Origin of the sequence: Brevundimonas sp. UBA5866 (assembly GCF_002432125.1) — a bacterium.
Lineage (GTDB): Bacteria > Pseudomonadota > Alphaproteobacteria > Caulobacterales > Caulobacteraceae > Brevundimonas.
Window position 1 is genome coordinate 1 of sequence record NZ_DJFS01000072.1, and the last position, 18,653, is coordinate 18,653.

The following is an 18,653-nucleotide window of genomic DNA, read 5'->3' on the forward strand; positions in this document are numbered from 1 at the left end:
CCCGCGTGCCGATCATGATCGACAGCTCCAAATGGGAGGTGATCGAGGAAGGCCTGAAGTGCGTTCAGGGCAAGCCCATCGTCAACTCGATCTCGATGAAGGAGGGCGAGGACGCCTTCCGCCATCACGCCGTCCAGTGCCTGCGCTATGGTGCCGCCGTCGTCGTCATGGCCTTTGACGAGCAGGGTCAGGCCGACACCGCCGCGCGCAAGATCGAAATCTGCACCCGCGCCTACAACATCCTCGTCAACGAGGTCGGCTTCCCGCCCGAAGACATCATCTTCGACCCCAATATCTTCGCCGTGGCGACGGGGATCGAGGAACACGACAACTATGCCGTGGACTTCATCGAGGCGACCAAGGTCATCAAAGACACCCTGCCCTACGCCCGCGTTTCGGGCGGTGTGTCGAACGTGTCGTTCAGCTTCCGTGGCAATGAGCCGGTGCGCCGCGCCATCCACTCGGTCTTCCTGTACCACGCGATCAATGCGGGCATGGACATGGGCATCGTCAATGCGGGCGACCTGCCCGTCTATGACGACATCGACCCCGAACTGCGCGAAGCCGTCGAGGATGTGATCCTCAATCGCCCCCAGCGCACCAATGTCTCGAACACCGAGCGTCTGGTGGACATGGCCCCGCGCTATAAGGGCGAGAAGGGCGCGGCCAAGGTCGTCGATCTGTCGTGGCGCGAACAGCCCGTCGGCAAGCGTATCGAACACGCCCTGGTAAACGGCATCACCGAATTCATCGAAGCCGACACCGAGGAAGCCCGCGCCCAGTCCGAACGCCCGCTGCACGTCATCGAAGGCCCGCTGATGGACGGCATGAACGTCGTCGGTGACCTGTTCGGGGCTGGCAAGATGTTCCTGCCGCAGGTGGTGAAATCCGCCCGCGTGATGAAACAGGCCGTCGCCTATCTGGAACCCTTCATGGAGGCGGAAAAGGCCGGCAAGCCGCGCGAACAGGCGGGCCGCATCCTGATGGCGACCGTGAAAGGCGATGTGCACGATATCGGCAAGAACATCGTCGGCGTCGTGCTCCAGTGCAACAACTACGAGGTCGTGGACCTGGGCGTCATGGTGCCCGCCGACAAGATCATCGACGAGGCCATCGCCCACAACTGCGACATCATCGGGCTGTCGGGCCTGATCACGCCGTCGCTGGACGAAATGGTGTTCGTGGCGTCGGAAATGGAGCGTCGCGGCCTGAACATCCCATTGCTGATCGGTGGTGCCACCACCAGCCGTACCCACACGGCGGTGAAGATCGAGCCTGCCTATAAGGCCGGATCGACAACCTATGTCGTCGATGCCAGCCGCGCCGTCAGCGTCGTCTCGGGCCTTCTGTCCAAGACCGACAAGGAAAAGAACGAGGCCGCCACCCGCGAGGAATACGCCCGCATCCGCGAGCAATATGCCCGTGGTCAGGAAGTGAAGGCCCGCGCCGCCCTGCCCGCGGCCCGCGCCAACCGCTTCCGTGCCGAAAATCCGGTACCGCCGCCCGCGCCGTCCTTCATCGGCACCCGCGCCTATGAGTGGGACCTGAAGGATCTGGCCGACCACATCGACTGGACGCCCTTCTTTGCCAGCTGGGAGCTGATCGGGCGTTTCCCTCAGATTCTGGACGACGATATCGTGGGCGAGGCCGCACGCGACCTGTACCGCGACGCCCGCGCCATGCTGGACCGGATCGTTTCCGAGAAATGGTACACGGCCAAGGGCGTGGTCGGCTTCTGGCCCGCCAATGCCAAGGGTGACGACATCGTGGTCTGGGCCAACGATGACCGCCGCGAGCAGATCGCCACCTTCCACGGCCTGCGCCAGCAGATCGCCAAGAACAATGGCAAGCCGAACCTGTGCCTGTCCGACTTCGTGGCCGAGGACGGTGCCGACTATATCGGTGCCTTCGCCGTCACGGCGGGCCACGGCGAGCTGGCCAAGGCGGCCGAGTTCAAGGCGGCGGGCGACGACTATTCCGCCATCATGGCGACGGCCCTTGCCGACCGTCTGGCCGAAGCCTTTGCCGAGCGCCTGCACAAGGAAGTCCGCACCAAGCTGTGGGGTTATGCCGCCGACGAGGACCTGTCGGTTCAGGACCTGATCGAAGAGAAGTACAAGGGCATCCGCCCTGCCCCCGGCTATCCGTGCCAGCCGGACCACACGGAAAAGGCAACCCTGTTCCGCCTGCTGGACGCCGAAGCTCAGGCCGGTATGGAGTTGACCGAAAGCTATGCGATGAACCCGCCCGCCTCGGTCAGTGGCCTCTATTTTGGCCACAACGAAAGCCACTATTTCGGTGTCGGCAAGATCGACCGCGATCAGGTCGAGGACTACGCCGCCCGCAAGGGTTGGGACGTGGCCACAGCCGAGCGTTGGTTGGCACCTATCCTCAACTACTGAGGCCAGGACCATATTGAAAAGGCCGCCCCAACGGGCGACCTTTTTGTTTGGGCGCAGACCAAGACGACAAAAGAATAAGGCGGTGATCCGAAGATCACCGCCTCAAAGTCTTTGATCCATCAGGGAGGCGGCGAACCGCCTTCCCTTCATGGATTAGAACTTCGCGGTCAGACCGATGAAGTAACGACGACCCAGGATGTCGTAGGTCGACGGGTCGGTGTTGGCCTGAACACCCGGATCCCAGGTGCGCGGCTCTTGGTCCGTCACGTTGTTGATACCGCCACGAAGCGACAGGGTGTCATTGATGGCCCAGCTACCGCTCAGATCGAAGTAGTTGGTCGCCTTCAGCACATCCGTCGAGCCGTAGACAGTCATTTCGCCAACACGACGCCAACGCGTCGTCACCGACCACGGGCCATTAGCCCAGTTGGCCGAGAACAGCGACTTCCATTCCGGGAAGGTATTACCGAAGTCGTCCGAGATGGTGCCCAGACGGTCGGTCAACACGCCACCGGCGACAACCGAGTCCTCACGGGTACCCATCCAGCCAACAACGGCGTTGAAGTTCAGCATACCCCAGTCCGGAGCGCCGATATCAGCCAGTTGCAGGCCCCAGTCGACTTGCAGGTCAACACCCGAAGTCTTCAGCACGCCGAGGTTGTCCAGGTTCTCGATCGCATCGACGATCGAACCGTTGAGGGCATCACGACGGAACAGCTGGCAATAACCGTTGCTGTTGCTGTAGTCGGGGTTTTCGCCAGTGCCGTTGAAGCAACCGTTCAGAGCATCCGAGATCGAGATGCTCGAGATCACGTCTTCGATTTCGATGCTGTAGTAGTCGATCGAAGCCGAGAAACGCGAGAACCACGGCGACTGCGACTGCGATTGGTAAACCAGACCGATCGAGTAGGTATCGGCGGTTTCTTCCTTCAGATCGACGTTACCGCCAGACCAGCCGTTAACCTGGCTGTTCGAGAACTCGTAAGTGTCGATAACAGCAGGCGACAGGCCTTGGGCCAGACACAGGTCTCGGACCTTGGCAGCATCCGGACCTCTACGGAAGAAGCCGCGAACGTCGCACGGGTCACCGCCAGGGGCCGACGCGCTAACGCTGCCGATGGCCGGGAAGTCCACGCCCGACGGCGAGAACAGCTCACCGATCGAAGGCGCGCGAACCGAGCGGTTGAAACCACCACGTACGCGGAAGCCGTTGACGACTTCCCAGTCGATGTCGGCGCGATAGGCGGTCGTACCACCGATCGAGCTGTAGTCGGCGTAACGCCAGCCCAGGGTCAGATCCAGCTGCTGGATGAACGGCTTGTTCGAGATCAGCGGCAGAAGGGCTTCACCGAACAGGTCGATACTGCGTACCGAGCCGCTTACCGAAGGTGCGGCGTTGAAGCCGGCGATTTCCACACCGCCGATGTTGCCGCCATCCGGCTGACCATTGGCACCAAGGTGCGGCGTGATCGGGTTGACACGTGCCAGCGACGGGTCCGACTCGAAGTCGTAGGTGTTCTCACGGTACTGGATACCGACAGCCACGCGGGCTTCACCGGCCGGAAGGTCGAACGCCTTACCTTGCAGGGTGCCTTCGACGACGATCTGCTCGTTTTCAGTCACGGTGCGCGACTTACGGCCGATGTAGTCGATACAGGCTGCGGAGATCGGTTGCACACCAAACGGGTTGAAGCCGCCTTCGCAGAGGCTTCTGCCACCGTCAGGTGCATCAAGCAGGGTTTGAACGGCCGAACGCGACACGTTGCCGGTCTGGGTTTCAGCATTGTTCACACGACCGTACTGGGCGTACAGGTCATAGGTCCATTCAGTGTTCGGCAGAGTACCGCGTACACCACCGGTCAGCTGATAGACGTTATAGTCGTAGGTCGCATTACGACCGCCGAGATCCGTAAAGCGCTTGTTCAGCTGGAACGAGCTCAGCGGGTTCGGACGGCTGTTCAGGAACGCCTTCAGATCCGCCGGGATGAACGGGTTGGTCGCCGGAGCGCGGAAGCCCGTGCTGGATGCAGCAGGCGTAGCCGCCAGTTCCTGACTGGCCTTGTACTGGTTCAGGATGGCGTCTGCATAGAACTCGGCGTTCTCGCTGATGGTATAGCGACCGCTCGTGTAAAGGTTCCAGCGCTCCATCGGCAGTTGCAGATAGTTCAGAGCGCCCGTGTTGAACAAATAGTTCGAACCCGGAGAATAGAAGCCATCATATTCAATACCGCCCGGGCTCTTGAAGTTCAGAGCCTTGGCGTGGCTGAAGACGGTGCCGTCATTGTTGAAGCCGAACGCACCGGTCAGTGCCAGGGTCGGGTCATTGAAATAGCTGCGCACCAGAGCGGCCGACGGCAAGTTGGCGCTGTCGAAAACGGCTGAACCCATCGGGCTGGTACCCGAAGCGCCCGAAACAGCAGCAAACTCACGAGCCGCGTTGAAAATGTTCTCGCGGGTCGAACGGTTGATCGAGATCACAGCATTACCGCGATCATCGGCGAAGTTACCGCCAATGGTCATGGTGTAGCTTTGGTTCACACCGTCTTCACGGTCGGTTTGACCGTACTGGGCGTCCACTTGGACACCCGAGAAGTTGTTGTTCAGAATGAAGTTCGCCACACCGGCGACGGCGTCCGAACCATAGGCGGCCGATGCACCGCCAGAGATGGTTTCAACGCTGCGGACCAGTGCCGACGGGATCAGGTTAACGTCAGCCGAACCGTCGCTGTTCGACGGGACCAGACGGCGACCGTTGACCAGCACCAGGGTACGCTTGGAACCCAGGCTGCGCAGGTCCAGGTTGGCCTGACCGCCATTCGACGGGTTGTTCGACGTCGACGAGATCGACGGCGTAAACTGCGGCAGATCGTTCATCAGGGTATCGATCGTAATCGAACCCGTAGCTTGAATGTCTTCGCTGTCGACAGTGACGATCGGGCTAACCGACTTATAGTCCTGTCGAGCGATACGGGACCCCGTAACGACGATTTCGCTGACTTGGGTAACATCGTCTTGCGACGATTGCGCGTGCGCAGCAGTCCCCACACTGGCGAGGGCAGCACCAGCCAACACACTGCTGGCGAGCAGCCACTTACGCCCACTCATATTAGACATATCGAGTCCTCCTCCGTGGAACGCCGATACGGTCGCATCCGAGCAAAACCGTCAACGGGCGGTCGCAAAATTTGGTTATTTGTGGCGAATAAGCTGTAATTGCGTCACATTTCGATCACAGTAACATTACGATCAGGCGGGCTTTTTTCATAGATGGTGCAAATATAGGTTTTGTGAAACATCCGGCATTTTCCAGGACAATCCGAACCTTTTTGTTTCATTTTTTATCATTAAAAAACAATGCGTTATTGAATATTGTCAAAGCTTGATACCCCACCCTACGCGACCGAGCTTTGCTTCAAAGTTTTCGAATGCGAGATGGATGATCCCGTTATTTTCATCAAAAACTGACACATCAATATGCAACCAACCTCAATGAGGCCATTCACAGGCCACATTTAGGTTACGCGAACGCGACTCACCGGCACGAAATGCGGCACGAACAGAAAAAGCGGCAACCGGAGTTGCCGCCTTCACTCCATAGATCTAGCGGCGCTTAGAAGCGGGCGCGCGCACCGATGTAGAAGTATCGACCGATCACGTCATATGTCGACGGGACTGTTTGGTACTGGTGGCCGCTTTCGTAGATGGGCGGGTTCCTGTCGAACAGGTTGGCGTCCGTGGCCTGGATCGAACCGCTCAGGCCAACGTTCGTCAGCAGGTCACGGACTTCAGCGCTCAGGGTGCCGGTGGTGGCAACCGGAACCGATAAGGCAGCCGACGATTCAGCCAGTTGGTTCGAGCTGGCATAGGTGCTGTACAGCATGTCACCATAGAACTCGACGCTGTCATTGATGTCGTATTTCAGCGTGGTGTTGAAGTTGGTGCGCTCGTACAGCGATTGCAGCAGGTTGACCGGGTTGAAGTCGTACCGGAAGTCCGAAGCCGCATCGCAACCGTTGGTGTTCGGGCCCTGCAAAGCCTGCGATCATAGACGTGGCGAGCCAACGCTCGCGCTTCGTGATTTAAGTCATAATTCCTCCGTGGTGGAGGTGACACAGCACGACATCCCCCGGTCTGTACCGCCCCCATAGAAACTGCAAAAATAGACCTTCATCAGTTCTGTCGTTTGCGCCATTCGGTGAACCTTTTCCCCGCCCATACACACAGGTCCCGTGACGCGCGCAGAAACAAAAGCTTTCAAGTATTTTGATTGAAGGCCTAAGCGCGGCTATAAATATCAATAGTTTGCAATGATTTGGGCAGTGACCAACTAGCCGGATCACAACCGAGGCGCTAACCTTTAACGGCCCTCCCCTTCACGCAGACAAACCCGCCATGCAGTTCATCAAAGCCTTTGATTTTGCCTATGGCCGGTGCGACCGGATCTCCCCGCTTGTCGAACGTGTGATCGCCAACAATCCAGGACCGTTCACATTTACCGGCACCGGAACCTATATCGTCGGTCGAGGCGACGGAGCCGTAGCGGTCATCGATCCCGGTCCTGCGGATGAGGCGCACCTTGATGCCCTGCTTGGAGCTATCGGCTATCGAAAAGTCAGCCACATACTGGTCACCCACACCCACGCCGACCACGCCCCCCTGAGCCGACCGCTTTCAAACGCGTGCGGCAAGCCACCGATCTATGCGGCTGCGCCCCCGGAACGCTCTGGCGAAAGCGTTCGACTGGATGAAGCAGACGATGAAGCCTTCTCGCCTGACGTGATTATCCGTGGCGGAGAAACGATCGAGGGCGATGGCTGGACGATAGAGGTAATGGCCACCCCGGGGCATGCCTCGAACCATATGTGCTTTGTGCTGGCCGAAGAGAACGGCCTGCTCAGCGGCGATCACATAATGGGCTGGTCCACAACCATCGTCGCCCCGCCAGACGGGGACATGTCGGACTATATGGCCAGTCTCGAGGCGGTTATGGCCCGTGATTTCCATATCGTCTGGCCCACCCACGGTGCCCCGATCACCGATGTCGAGCCCTTTCTGAAAGGGTATCACGCCCATCGGATGGCCCGTGAAGAACAGATCATCGAGCGGTTGAAAGCAGGCGACACCACGATCGAGCGGATGGTGCCTGTTCTCTATGCCACGGTGAGCCAAAGCCTGTGGCCGGCAGCCAGCCTGTCTGTGCTGTCACATCTGATCAAACTGGCCCGCGAGGGGCGCGCTGTGACCGATGACGAGAATAGCCTGTCAGGGCGCTGGAGCCTGATCGGCTAGATATCAACGCAGGGCATTCATTTCCGAGACGATCCGCCTGGCCAGATCGCACGCCTGAGGCCCGATTGGCAGGCTGTCCCGAGCCGAGACGCGAACATCTGTACGCCCGGGCCGGATGCGTACTGTGACGTCATGCTGGATGCCGAACCACATGCCTTCTTTCCAACCGTCCACTCTGAACGGCGACATTCCCATAACCGTCACGCCCGACTGTTTGAGCGCCCAAGCGACAACTTCGGGAGACAGCTGGCTGTCGATCGCTTCAAGCCCGTCGCATGCAACCGTATCTGTGGCACGTACACCCGCCGCGCGGCGGTCGGACAGCATGGCGCGCCCGAAGACCGGCGGGTCATCTGCATTCGAAGTGACATCCCGCGGCGCAGGGCCGAAACGCGTAAGCTGGTACTGCGTCGCCCCCAGCGTCACCGCGCCGATCACAACGGCAGCGGCCGCATAGGTCCAGAGATCGCGGTAACGGATCAGGAGCAGCAGCGACACCGCTGCCGCCCCTGCCCCGATCCATGCCAGAACAGGGGCCACCTTCAGGCCCAGCGTACCGAAACCGGTATCCAGGCCGATCATGCCCGTTCGGGTCGCCAGAACGGCACCCAGCACCAGCAACGGCACCAACAAGGTCACCAGAACCAGAAACTTGGCCAAGGCCGTTGGCGATGTTTTCCCTGACGGCATCCAGACCCCCTAAATGGCTGTTAGGCTATTGAAGGCAGGCGATAATCCTTCATTCGCTCACGCAACAGCTTCTTGTCGATCTTGCCCGTCGCGCCAAGCGGAATCTCTTCGACTGCGACAACATCATCCGGCATCCACCACTTGGCGATCTTGCCCTGCAGGAAGTCCAGATGCTCCTGCTTGTCGAGAGTTTCGCCCTCTTTCAATTTGACGATCAGCAGCGGACGTTCGTCCCATTTGGGATGCGCGGCACCGATCACTGCGGCCAGTTCAACCTTCGGATGGCCAAGGGCCAGGTTTTCGATTTCGATCGAACTGATCCATTCGCCGCCGGACTTGATTACGTCCTTGGCCCGGTCGGTGATGTGCATGAAACCGTGGGCGTCGATGGTGGCCACATCGCCGGTGTCGAAATAGCCTTCATCATCGACCACCGAGCCTTCGCCCCGGAAATAGGCCTTGGCCACGGTCGGACCCTTGATCAGCAGACGCCCGAAGGTTTCGCCATCGTGCGGCAGTTCCTCGCCCTTGTCGTTCTCGAGTTTGAGCGAGACACCAAGCGGCGGAATTCCCTGTTTCACACGCTGGCGGATTTGATCGTCCTTGGGCCAGCTGCGCATTTCAGGACGCAGGTTGGATACCGTACCGACCGGCGATGTCTCGGTCATGCCCCACCCCTGAACGACCTCGACGCCGTATTCGTCCTCGAAAGTGCGGATGAGTACTTCCGGCACAGCCGCGCCGCCGATCAGAACACGTTTGACGGTGGACAGACGCGAACCTGTTTCGCGCATATGCTGCAACAGGCCTTGCCATACGGTCGGCACCGCCGCCGAGAAGGTCACGCCTTCGCTTTCCAGCAGTTCGTAGATGGAGGCACCGTCCATCTTGGCCCCCGGCATCACCAATTTGGTGCCGGTCGCCGGTGCCGCAAAGGCAATGCCCCATGCATTGGCGTGGAACATCGGCACCACCGGCAGGATGACATCATCCGGCGTCGCGCCCAGAACCGAGGCCTGCATGGTGATCAAGGTGTGCAGGAAGTTCGAGCGGTGCGAGTACAGCACCCCCTTCGGATTTCCAGTCGTGCCCGAGGTGTAGCAAAGACCGCAGGCGGTATTCTCGTCGAACCCGCCCCAGACCGCATCGGCCGACGCCTGATCGATCAGATCCTCATAGGCCTCGCAGTTCGGCAGCTTGGTCTGCGGCATGTGCGCCTTGTCGGTCATGATGACAAAGCGTTCGACCTTGGGAATGTGCGGCAGGATGGCTTCCAGCAGCGGTACGAACGTCAGGTCCGTCAACACCACGCGGTCCTCGGCGTGGTTGATGATGTAGACCAACTGCTCGGCGAACAGGCGAGGGTTCAGGGTGTGGCAGATCGCGCCGATCCCCATGATGCCGTACCACGCCTCGATGTGACGGTCGGTGTTCCAGCAAAGGGTAGCGATACGGTCGCCCGCCTCCACCCCCCAGGCCTTGAGGACGTTCGAGAATTTTTTGGCCCGACCGTACATATCGGCATATGTCGTGCGGGTAATCGGGCCTTCGACCGAGCGGGTGACAACCTCCGTTCGCGGGTGCCAGTCGCGGGCGTGATCGAAAATGCGATCTACAGTCAGCGGCCAGTCCTGCATAAGTCCGAGCATCAGGCGTTCCTCTTAAATAAATCCCTGTCGTGCGCTCTTGTTGTTCTTTGATCGGCGCTATTTGGAAACGCTATGCCAATAAGGCGAACGCTTGCAACGTGACCTTAGGTAAGCTTATCGGACAAACCGGTGATTTTCGCCCTTGTTCGTCTTGCGCCAAAGCCGGCGACAGTGAATGAGAACGCCTCATGACCATTCTTATTGCCATCACCGGCGGCTCTGGCTCGGGCAAATCCACGCTGGCCGAAGCCCTGATTTCTGCCCTTCCCGAGGGCGTTGCAGCCCTTATTCGCGAGGATTCCTATTATAAGGACGCTGCCTCGGTTCCCGGCTTCGATGCGGCAACGCACGACTTCGATCATGTTGACGCGCGCGATCACGATCTTCTGATCCGCGACCTTACGTCACTGAAGAACGGTCAGGACATTGTCGCCCCGGTCTATTCCTTCATTACCCACGGTCGCGAAGCCGGTGGCGAGCCGGTGCATGCTGCCGAGGTGGTGATCATCGAAGGGACCCACCTGCTGTGCAATCCACAGCTGGCATCCCTGTTCGATGTGAAGGTGTTTGTGGACACGCCCGCAGACATCCGCTTCATCCGGCGCCTGTTGCGCGATCAGGCCGAGCGCGGCCGCACGGCGGATTCCGTGGTCAACCAGTATCTGCTGACCGTGCGCCCGGGACATGAGTCCTTCACCGAGCCATCGCGAGTACATGCGGATTTCATCGTTGCCGATGCAACAGCCGCCGTACGCCTTGTAGATCGCGATGTTGTACTACGCCTGATTGCACCAGTGTTACTGCACCCGTTACTAGTGCAATATGTCCGCTAAGACGTCGGGGATTAAATACAACAGCTACAACTCACTGCGGTCTTAATACGCACCAAGTAGTAACGCTGTTATCCTTGCATCAATAGCAAAGCTCGGTCACTATCCGGGGGCAGATGAAATCTCATCAACCCCCGGATTTTCATGCAAGTACCCCTGGACCCGCGGGTCCCCACGATTATCAACGAAGCTCGCCTTCGGTTTGTCACCGAAGGCTATGCTGCAGCTCGCATTGAACCCATCGCACGCGCCGCAGGCGTTTCAACCGCAACCCTGTACAGTTTTTTCGCCAGCAAGGCCGATCTGTTCGACGCCGTGCTGGAAAGTGCGGCAACGGAATTCTACGACAAGCTGTCACGTGTTTCGGACACTGCGGACAGGCCGACAAAGGCCGATCTGGTGGACTATCTGACCCGCTATACCGAGTTTCTGTCTGACGGGTTCGTGCGCAAGATGTTCAGGCTGATCCTTGCCGAACGCCCACGGTTCAGCAAACGCGCTGCCGAGTTCTTCGACAAGGGCCGGGGCGATATAGCCCACAGGCTGATCCAGACCTGCGAAAGCATGGCAAACAACGGCCTGATCCGGGTGGAAAAGCCCAGTTGGGCGGTCAGCCAGCTGCTGGGCATGATCGAACACCCGGTACTGCTGCTGCCGTTGGCGACCGACAAGGACCCCATCCAGTCCCGCAGCGCCCGCGCCATTGCAGAGGATGCGGTTGAGACTTTTTGGGCGCGATACGCTGTCTGATCAGGGGTAAAGGCGTTCGGTCACCCACACGCCGCCTTCGCGCACAAAGCGCATGCGGTCGTGCAGGCGGAACTTCCGGTCCCGCCAGAACTCGATAGCCACAGGCACAACGCGCCAGCCGGACCAGTGCGGCGGGCGCGGCACGTCCTGCCCTTCAAAGCGCGCGGTTTCTTCGGCAACGCGCTGTTCCAGCGTGGCGCGGCTGTCCAGCCCGCGGGACTGGGATGATGCCCAGGCTCCGATGCGGCTTTCACGCGCGCGGCTGGCGAAATAGGCATCGGCCTCTTCTGCGGTTACCGGCTCCACCACACCGCGCACCCTCACCTGACGGCGCAGCGACTTCCAGTGGAATACCAGCGCAGCCTGCGGATGGGCGGCCAGTTCCTGTCCCTTGGCGCTCTCGACGTTCGAGTAGAAGGTGAAGCCCCGCGCATCGATGTCCTTCAACAGCACGATCCGCGCATCTGGCATGCCGTTCGCATCAACCGTGGCCAGCGTCATGGCATTGGCATCGTTGGGCTCGGACTGGACGGCTTCTTTCAGCCAGTCCGCAAACACCGCCATCGGATCGGCACCGTCAAAGATGCTGTCGTCAGAGTTGCGGACCAACTGCGCTTCATAATCGGCGCGCGACGGGCTGGGTGGAATAGCAGCGTGACTCATGGCAAGGCTTATAGACCCCTTCGACGCTTTGACCCAAATACTGAACCGGGCCTCGTCGAATGTGATTACGGTTAACGCCCCTTTGACCATATTGGCCGCAAGCTCCCCCCTATGGAGCAAAGACGGCTGACAGTTCACGAGGCGCGCCAGATCCTGGGCCTGACAGGTCCGGTATCGGCTGCGGATTTGTCCAGCGCATTCCGGCGCATCGCCAAGGCCGTCCACCCTGACTCGCCTCATGGCGATGTCGTGCTGTTTCGCTATGTGGTTGACGCCTATCACCTGTTGCAGAACCAGCCTCCTCCGCGACCGGCGCTGGGTGCACCTGTGCGCAACCTGCATGTGGTGCGCCCCGATCCCGTCGCCGTGATCACCCCGCTACAGGCCATCGTCGGTGGCACGTCAGAGGTCTGGATCAATGAGAAGCTATACCGGCTGAAACTGCCCGCCGGACTGCGCCACGGCGACAGGCTGCGCCTGAAGGATGTCGGCACCATCCCTGTGCGCATCCGGCCCCAGCGCGGGATAGAAGTGTTCGGCTCCGACCTGTTCGTGCACAAACGCGTGCCCGCCCACTATCTGCGCGACGGGGGCCGGATCGAGCTGGACACCCCTGTCGGCCCGCAAAGCGCATGGCTGGTGCCGGATATGAAGGAGCCGGTGCGCCTGTCCTTCCCCGGAAAGGGGCTTCCCGCCAGAGGCTCCTACCCTGCGGGCGACCTTTTCATCACCCTTGAAGCCCGCGACAGCGATATTTCCGACGCCCAACATCTGCGCCAGCGCTTCACTGAGGTCTGGACGGCACGGGCGACTGCTGCGTAAAGCCGTACCCATGTCACATAACAGCTTCGGTCACCTGTTCCGCATCACCACCTGGGGCGAAAGCCACGGGCCGGCCATTGGCGTCGTCGTTGACGGCTGCCCGCCGCTGATCCCGTTGACCGAAGCGGACATCCAGCCTTTTCTGGATCAGCGCAAACCGGGCGGCAGCCGCTTTGTCACCCAGCGCCAAGAGGCCGATGCGGTGAAAATCCTGTCGGGCGTATTCGACGACGGTAACGGCCCCGTCACCACCGGCACTCCGATCAGCCTGATGATCGAAAACACCGACCAGCGGTCCAAGGACTATGGCGAGATCGCCCACGCCTTCCGCCCCGGTCATGCCGACTTCACCTATCAGGCCAAGTACTGCATCCGTGACTATCGCGGCGGTGGCCGTTCATCCGCCCGCGAAACCGCCAGCCGTGTCGCCGCTGGTGCCGTCGCCCGCAAGGTTCTGGGCGACAGCATCCAAATCCGCGCAGGCGTAGTGCAGCTGGGTCCGCACCGCATTCCTGACGATCAGATCGACTTTAGCGCCGTTTACGACAACGCCCTGTTCGCCGCATCCAACGAAGTGGTTCCGGAATGGGAAGCCTATCTGGATACCGTGCGTAAAGCGGGCTCCAGCATCGGCGCGGTCGTGGCGCTGGAAGTCACCGGCGTGCCCGCCGGATGGGGCGCACCGCTCTATGCGAAACTGGATAGCGAACTGGCTGCGGGCCTGATGACCATCAACGCCGTCAAGGGCGTGGAAATCGGCGCGGGCTTTGAGGCCGCCATGCTGTCCGGCGAGGAAAACGCCGACGAATTGCGCATCGGACCGGACGGCGAGCCTGTCTTCCTGTCAAACAAGGCGGGCGGCATCCTCGGCGGCATATCGACGGGCCAGCCCGTCACCGCCCGCGTAGCCTTCAAACCCACCTCCTCCATCCTCACCCACCGCCAGACCATCAACCGCGACGGTCAGGAAGTGGACCTACGCACCAAAGGCCGCCACGACCCCTGCGTCGCCCTTCGCGGCGTTCCGGTTGTAGAAGCGATGGCAGCGATTGTGCTGGCGGATGCCAAGTTGCGGCATCGGGCGCAGGTGGGCTAAGGAGCCGTAAGGGCGTCAGTATTGGTTTAAAGTTGTTGCGTGAACTCATTCAGACTTCCACACCAACCCAAGAGCGTACCAATGGCCCTCAACATCGCAGATGTTCTTCAGCAGCTTGGCGACGCTCTGGATTCCGACGCCTACAATCCTGACAAGGACGGGCTCTCACCCGATGACATCAGTGACATGCTGGGCTGGATTTCAGCGGCTAACTACGGTGCTTCAGTCCTACTGAGCCGACTGCGACGCGCGGGCGTCGATCTACGTCATCCCGATGGCCGCAACCTCGACGCCTGGACCGTCGAGCAGGTTAAAATGGGTAACTCGGCGCGAAACGCGCGGCATATGTACTGCCATGCGCACGGGATACCGCTTGAAGACTGACACCTCAGGTGTCGGCATCCTGCGCCATCGACCATTTTACAGATTACCGTTATTCAAATGAGTGTTAAGCTGCGCGCTGATGTTCCAAACGCGCGCCATTCACTAAGGATAGTACGGTGAAAAAGCCCCTATCAGTCCTATGTATATCCCTGTTTCTGGCATCGCCCGCGATATCCCAGGAAACACTGACCGTGGGCCGTCTGCATCACGGGGAGTTGACGGCCAGCGACGTCGATCCAAACCTTCGCATGCCGGTCGATTGCTACACAATCAGCCTGCGCGCAGGAACCAACTATGCGATTGATGTTCAAGGTGAAACCACCCTTAACCCCAAACTGATTGTCATTCCCGGAGATGATACAGCCGCTCCGGACTGCAAAAGCTTTTCTGATGGCGTGGACGGTCAAGGTGGCCAAAAAATCTCCTTTCTAACCTTCCATGCGGAGACCCCGATAAAAGTCGCTGTTGCGATCTTTAGTATCGGACTTCGCAATATTGAGACTGGTCGTTACAGTCTTCGTCTAACGAGCAACGATGATAGAAGCGTTCGAATTGCGCCCGGCTCCTATTATTACGGCGAACTGATAGCCGACGACCGTCAGACATCAGAGGGTGCCCTTTTCGATTGCTACCAATTTGCCGCCACCCAAGGCGAGTTGGCGCGGTTTACCTTGGAAATGTTGGGCCCAACGCTAACGATCTTTTCCGATGACGCCTGTAAAGGCAGCGTTCTGGCACAAAGTGTGGACGCTGAGGTCTATCTGAATGTTCAAAGCCTGCGGCACACGATGCCTCGGACCGGCACCTATTCGCTAAGTGTCCGATCCCATATGTCGAGTCGCGATAGCCGCTATACGCTTAGAATGTTCTGAGGCTAGCCCGACCGGCCCGCATCCTTGATACAGGCAACGGCCTTGCGAAGTTCGGCGCTCTGCTCTTCACCCGAACCGAACAAGGCCTTCTGCGGGTTGAAAGATACGTCAAGCGTGGCTGAAGCCTCGCCAAGTCGACCCGCACAGCTCCAGATCAAGCTGTCACCATCCACTCTCGCCCAGACCACCACCGGGGCATGAACCGATGAATGCGCGGGGGCGCTCAACGCCTCGGCAATGCAGGCGGCGTAAGTGTCGGTCTCCATACACCCCGCCACAGACGATCGCGACATCTCCAGAGGTTGATCGAAATAGGCGTCGTGCTGGATCATATAGGCGCTGACGGCAGCGCCGATTGCGCGTGCCTCGCGCGCATCGCCGATGAACATGATGTTATAGGTGGGCGGTATCGAAGCCTGAACGGCGGTAGCCGCTAAAAGGGCGCTGCCAACGGCGACTGGACTGATCACCCTTCCCCAATTCGTGACAAATCCGGCCATCATCACTCTCCGCTTCTGCTTGCTGCCAGTAAACACTGCGCGGCCCGCTGAACGTCTTCTATCGAAGGGTTATCAAGGGCGGCTCGATTAAAAGTGGCGACCTGCCGCGATCCATCGAATCCGGCTCGACCTGTCCCGGTACAGGTCCATTCCACCGAGGCGTTGTCATGTGACGGGGCGATGGTTAGAGACACTGTTCCTTCCGGTGCCTCCATTTCCTCTAGACGGGCACCGACACAGACCGGAAGGCTGACCCATCCTCTTTGATGGGACGTCATACATCCCTGAATGGGACGTCGGTCCAGAACGCTTTCCTCGATCCAAAGGTGGTGGCCAATCAGCTTGAGAAGCAGCCGTTCGTTATCCGCCCATACATCCTGCGTAACCTCGTCGCCGTACACCTTCAATAGCGATACCCATTGAAGTTCCGGCTCCATCGACAGAAGCGCGCCCGCAAACATCAAGCCATTGATCAAAGTATGCGCTCCCGATGAAAGCCACACAGAGAACGACAATACTTAATTGTCGTCAAGGCATGCATCCGGTCGTGATCTACCGCCAGACCATGTGACGGTGCCGAAGAACCGAACTGCTCGCCAATTCTCCACCGCTACGTTAGAAAGGAGCAGCGCGTAACAATCCGTGATCGCCACACCCCTATTCGTAACAGTTACTGTTCCTTATATAGCTCTCAACGACGCAGCAACGGGCTGCACACTTCAAGCGTTGGGGAGATCACCATGATCGATGTCCGTCCTTTCAATACCCTCGGTGGTGCCAACCACGGCTGGCTGAATGCCAAGCACCACTTCTCGTTCGCCAACTATTACGATCCCAATCGTATGGGCTGGGGCCGTCTGCGCGTGTGGAACGATGACGAAATCGGTGCGAAGTCGGGCTTTCCGCCTCACCCGCACGCCGACATGGAAATCATCACCTATGTCCGCACGGGGGCCATCACCCACCAGGACTCCATGGGCAACCAAGGCCGCACCGCCGCTGGCGATGTGCAGGTCATGAGCGCCGGTACCGGTGTGCGTCACGCCGAGTACAATATGGAGAACGAGCTCACGACCCTGTTCCAGATCTGGATCGAGACGGACCGTCCGGGTGCCGAGCCGTCTTGGGGTCAGCGCGAGTTTCCGAAGGCCGACCGCTCGGGCAAGTTCACGGTCGTGGCTTCCGGCGATCCGGCGGACGAAGCCCTGAAGATCAACGCCGACGCCAAGGTTCTGGCCGCCACGCTGAAGGCGGGCGAGAGCCTGAGCTATGACCTGAAGTCGGGCCGCCGCGCCTACCTCGTCCCCGCCGTGGGTCAGGTGGACGTGAATGGCACCACGCTCAACGCCCGCGACGGCGCAGGCATCATCGACGAGGCCGTGATCACCATCACCGCCAAGGAAGATGCCGAACTGGTGATGGTCGACAGCCTGTAAGGCGGTCGCCTTCCCCCAACGATCAAGGGCGCTGGATCACTCCGGCGCCCTTTTTCGTGTCCCTAAGGTTTAGCGGCCCGCCACACCATGCGGGCATTGGCAAAGGGCTGCCCCTGATCGTCTGCCTCGCGTTGGCTTTCGATCTCGAAACCATAGCGTTCGTAAAAGGCGATAGCCCTGATGTTGTCGGTATAGACTTCCAGGGTCATCCGGTTACGCCCCCGTGCGACATGATCCAGCAGGGCGCGGCCTATACCCCGCCCCTGCATGGCCGGATCAACGAACAGGGCCGCGATATGGTCCTTGAGCAAACACACAAAGCCCGCCGGTTTTCCCGAATATTCGGCCACCCATGTCCGGGCCATCGGTAGATAGACATCCTCCATCAGCGGTTGCTGCTCGCGCAGGGTCGCCTCGCCGATAAAGGGATGGGCGATCATCGACGCCCTCAGCCAGATATCCGACAGGGGCGCAGTATCCTGATCTACCGCAAACGGGCGGATATTCAGCGGCTTATTCATGGAAAATCCGAAACCTGTACGCAGTAATCCGTTGCGATGTGCGGCACGATGCGCCCGCAACGGCGATCCTTACGGGGCTCTGCGCATAATCCTTCCGTAGGCTGATGGCCTTGGGCGGGTCGATATAACACAGATCGTTTTCACGCAAAGCTGGTTCAGCCGCCGCACAACCGTTAAGGTTGCACCCCCGCTGTCGAGGTCATGTCCATGCGCCCCACCCCAGGTTCTATCATCCGTTTTGCCGTTATCAGCCTGTCTGGCCTGATGCTTTCAGCCTGTGTGGCCGGCGCGGTTGTGGGTGCGGGTGCTGCCGTCGTCGGCGGAACGGCCAAGGCGACAGGGGCCATCATCGGTGCAGGCGTCGATGCCGTCACCACCTCTGACGAAGAGGCCCGCGCCAAGCGCATCAAGGAAGAACGCCGCTGTGAACGGCGGCAACGTCGCGGAAAGAGCTGCTAGATCAGGCCTGCGCCCGCCCCAGCGTCCAGACCACCAAGCCCGCTATGGCCGATGCGCCCATCGCCGCCATGACTATGGGCAGTGTATCCGCCATCTGGCCGTAAAGCGCACCCCAGGCCAGAGCGATCATCAGGCCGCTGACCACGACCACAGCCATGAGCATTCTGGAAAACCGCTCGAACGCCTGACGTCGGGCCAGCCGCTCCATCACGGATAGATCAAACGCCGGATCAGGTTGCTTCGGCGCGTAGGACGCCATCAAGGCCATCAGTTTTTCTTCAGGCGTCATT

The 18,653-nt window shown here is 59.8% G+C and carries 19 protein-coding genes; 10 read left to right on the top strand and 9 right to left on the bottom strand.

What is annotated here, in order from left to right; all coding sequences use genetic code 11:
- On the top strand, positions 1-2,402 hold a 2,402-nt coding region (gene metH, locus B3H86_RS08590; protein WP_292052968.1), incomplete at its 5' end, for a methionine synthase.
- 153 nt (positions 2,403-2,555) lie between these two features.
- Here metH and B3H86_RS08595 read toward each other — a convergent pair.
- Together B3H86_RS08595 and B3H86_RS08600 are read right to left on the bottom strand one after the other, a co-directional pair.
- Entirely contained in the window at positions 2,556-5,516 is a 2,961-nt protein-coding gene (locus B3H86_RS08595; RefSeq protein WP_292052970.1) for a TonB-dependent receptor domain-containing protein, read from the bottom strand.
- Positions 5,517-6,012: 496 nt separating this feature from the next.
- Entirely contained in the window at positions 6,013-6,435 is a 423-nt protein-coding gene (locus tag B3H86_RS08600; protein ID WP_292052972.1) for a hypothetical protein, read from the bottom strand.
- Between the two features lie 359 nt (positions 6,436-6,794).
- Here B3H86_RS08600 and B3H86_RS08605 point away from each other — a divergent pair, with 359 nt between their 5' ends.
- Complete coding sequence (locus B3H86_RS08605; protein WP_292052974.1) at positions 6,795-7,691, top strand: MBL fold metallo-hydrolase; 897 nt, start codon at positions 6,795-6,797, stop codon at positions 7,689-7,691.
- Between the two features lie 3 nt (positions 7,692-7,694).
- Here B3H86_RS08605 and B3H86_RS08610 read toward each other — a convergent pair whose 3' ends face one another.
- Entirely contained in the window at positions 7,695-8,351 is a 657-nt protein-coding gene (locus B3H86_RS08610; RefSeq protein ID WP_292052976.1) for a DUF1499 domain-containing protein, read from the bottom strand.
- A gap of 50 nt (positions 8,352-8,401) precedes the next feature.
- Positions 8,402-10,030: a long-chain-fatty-acid--CoA ligase gene (locus tag B3H86_RS08615; RefSeq protein WP_292052977.1), complete on the bottom strand. Its 1,629-nt coding sequence runs from the start codon at positions 10,028-10,030 to the stop codon at positions 8,402-8,404.
- A 188-nt stretch (positions 10,031-10,218) separates the two neighbouring features.
- Between B3H86_RS08615 and udk the strand changes: the two genes are divergently transcribed.
- Both udk and B3H86_RS08625 read left to right on the top strand, forming a co-directional pair.
- Positions 10,219-10,863 (top strand): uridine kinase, encoded by a 645-nt coding sequence (gene udk / locus B3H86_RS08620; RefSeq protein ID WP_292052979.1) that lies wholly within the window; start codon positions 10,219-10,221, stop codon positions 10,861-10,863.
- 141 nt (positions 10,864-11,004) lie between these two features.
- The gene (locus B3H86_RS08625) at positions 11,005-11,610 is read left to right on the top strand and encodes a TetR/AcrR family transcriptional regulator (protein ID WP_292052981.1); all 606 of its coding nucleotides are present in this window, start codon (positions 11,005-11,007) and stop codon (positions 11,608-11,610) included.
- Here B3H86_RS08625 and pdxH read toward each other — a convergent pair whose 3' ends face one another.
- On the bottom strand, positions 11,611-12,273 hold the full coding sequence (gene pdxH / locus B3H86_RS08630; RefSeq protein ID WP_292052983.1) for a pyridoxamine 5'-phosphate oxidase: 663 nt from the start codon (positions 12,271-12,273) through the stop codon (positions 11,611-11,613).
- A 111-nt stretch (positions 12,274-12,384) separates the two neighbouring features.
- Between pdxH and B3H86_RS08635 the strand changes: the two genes are divergently transcribed.
- The 4 genes from B3H86_RS08635 (at position 12,385) to B3H86_RS08650 (ending at position 15,447) form a co-directional block, all read left to right on the top strand.
- A complete protein-coding gene (locus B3H86_RS08635) occupies positions 12,385-13,095 on the top strand; it encodes a J domain-containing protein (protein ID WP_292052985.1) in 711 nt (236 codons plus the stop codon).
- Positions 13,096-13,105: 10 nt separating this feature from the next.
- A complete protein-coding gene (aroC, locus tag B3H86_RS08640; RefSeq protein WP_292052987.1) occupies positions 13,106-14,191 on the top strand; it encodes a chorismate synthase in 1,086 nt (361 codons plus the stop codon).
- An 81-nt stretch (positions 14,192-14,272) separates the two neighbouring features.
- Positions 14,273-14,575, top strand: coding sequence for a hypothetical protein (locus B3H86_RS08645; protein WP_292052990.1), 303 nt, complete (start codon positions 14,273-14,275; stop codon positions 14,573-14,575).
- A 191-nt stretch (positions 14,576-14,766) separates the two neighbouring features.
- Positions 14,767-15,447 carry a hypothetical protein gene (locus tag B3H86_RS08650; protein WP_292052991.1) on the top strand — a complete coding sequence of 227 codons (681 nt, stop codon included), beginning with the start codon at positions 14,767-14,769 and terminating at the stop codon, positions 15,445-15,447.
- Between the two features lie 2 nt (positions 15,448-15,449).
- Here the strand turns inward: B3H86_RS08650 and B3H86_RS08655 are convergent, their stop codons facing one another.
- Together B3H86_RS08655 and B3H86_RS08660 are read right to left on the bottom strand one after the other, a co-directional pair.
- Positions 15,450-15,917 (bottom strand): hypothetical protein, encoded by a 468-nt coding sequence (locus B3H86_RS08655; protein ID WP_242913188.1) that lies wholly within the window; start codon positions 15,915-15,917, stop codon positions 15,450-15,452.
- Between the two features lie 32 nt (positions 15,918-15,949).
- The gene (locus tag B3H86_RS08660; RefSeq protein ID WP_292052994.1) at positions 15,950-16,423 is read right to left on the bottom strand and encodes a hypothetical protein; all 474 of its coding nucleotides are present in this window, start codon (positions 16,421-16,423) and stop codon (positions 15,950-15,952) included.
- 264 nt (positions 16,424-16,687) lie between these two features.
- Here B3H86_RS08660 and B3H86_RS08665 point away from each other — a divergent pair, with 264 nt between their 5' ends.
- Positions 16,688-17,383 carry a pirin family protein gene (locus tag B3H86_RS08665; RefSeq protein ID WP_292052996.1) on the top strand — a complete coding sequence of 232 codons (696 nt, stop codon included), beginning with the start codon at positions 16,688-16,690 and terminating at the stop codon, positions 17,381-17,383.
- 62 nt (positions 17,384-17,445) lie between these two features.
- On the opposite strand, the gene B3H86_RS08670 is transcribed toward B3H86_RS08665, so the two are convergent.
- A complete protein-coding gene (locus tag B3H86_RS08670) occupies positions 17,446-17,904 on the bottom strand; it encodes a GNAT family N-acetyltransferase (protein WP_292052998.1) in 459 nt (152 codons plus the stop codon).
- 207 nt (positions 17,905-18,111) lie between these two features.
- Here B3H86_RS08670 and B3H86_RS08675 point away from each other — a divergent pair, with 207 nt between their 5' ends.
- On the top strand, positions 18,112-18,363 hold the full coding sequence (locus B3H86_RS08675; protein ID WP_292053000.1) for a hypothetical protein: 252 nt from the start codon (positions 18,112-18,114) through the stop codon (positions 18,361-18,363).
- 1 nt (position 18,364) lies between these two features.
- Here the strand turns inward: B3H86_RS08675 and B3H86_RS08680 are convergent, their stop codons facing one another.
- Complete coding sequence (locus B3H86_RS08680; protein WP_292053002.1) at positions 18,365-18,652, bottom strand: hypothetical protein; 288 nt, start codon at positions 18,650-18,652, stop codon at positions 18,365-18,367.
- Between the last annotated feature and the right edge of the window lies 1 nt (position 18,653).

Excerpts from the sequence above, each read along its gene's own strand:
- B3H86_RS08595 (WP_292052970.1), bottom strand. The coding sequence starts at position 5,516 with ATGTCTAATATGAGTGGGCGTAAGTGGCTGCTCGCCAGCAGTGTGTTG.
- B3H86_RS08605 (WP_292052974.1), top strand. The coding sequence starts at position 6,795 with ATGCAGTTCATCAAAGCCTTTGATTTTGCCTATGGCCGGTGCGACCGG.
- B3H86_RS08615 (WP_292052977.1), bottom strand. The coding sequence starts at position 10,030 with ATGCTCGGACTTATGCAGGACTGGCCGCTGACTGTAGATCGCATTTTC.
- udk (WP_292052979.1), top strand. The coding sequence starts at position 10,219 with ATGACCATTCTTATTGCCATCACCGGCGGCTCTGGCTCGGGCAAATCC.
- B3H86_RS08625 (WP_292052981.1), top strand. The coding sequence starts at position 11,005 with ATGCAAGTACCCCTGGACCCGCGGGTCCCCACGATTATCAACGAAGCT.
- pdxH (WP_292052983.1), bottom strand. The coding sequence starts at position 12,273 with ATGAGTCACGCTGCTATTCCACCCAGCCCGTCGCGCGCCGATTATGAA.
- B3H86_RS08635 (WP_292052985.1), top strand. The coding sequence starts at position 12,385 with ATGGAGCAAAGACGGCTGACAGTTCACGAGGCGCGCCAGATCCTGGGC.
- aroC (WP_292052987.1), top strand. The coding sequence starts at position 13,106 with ATGTCACATAACAGCTTCGGTCACCTGTTCCGCATCACCACCTGGGGC.
- B3H86_RS08645 (WP_292052990.1), top strand. The coding sequence starts at position 14,273 with ATGGCCCTCAACATCGCAGATGTTCTTCAGCAGCTTGGCGACGCTCTG.
- B3H86_RS08665 (WP_292052996.1), top strand. The coding sequence starts at position 16,688 with ATGATCGATGTCCGTCCTTTCAATACCCTCGGTGGTGCCAACCACGGC.
- B3H86_RS08670 (WP_292052998.1), bottom strand. The coding sequence starts at position 17,904 with ATGAATAAGCCGCTGAATATCCGCCCGTTTGCGGTAGATCAGGATACT.
- B3H86_RS08675 (WP_292053000.1), top strand. The coding sequence starts at position 18,112 with ATGCGCCCCACCCCAGGTTCTATCATCCGTTTTGCCGTTATCAGCCTG.
- B3H86_RS08680 (WP_292053002.1), bottom strand. The coding sequence starts at position 18,652 with ATGACGCCTGAAGAAAAACTGATGGCCTTGATGGCGTCCTACGCGCCG.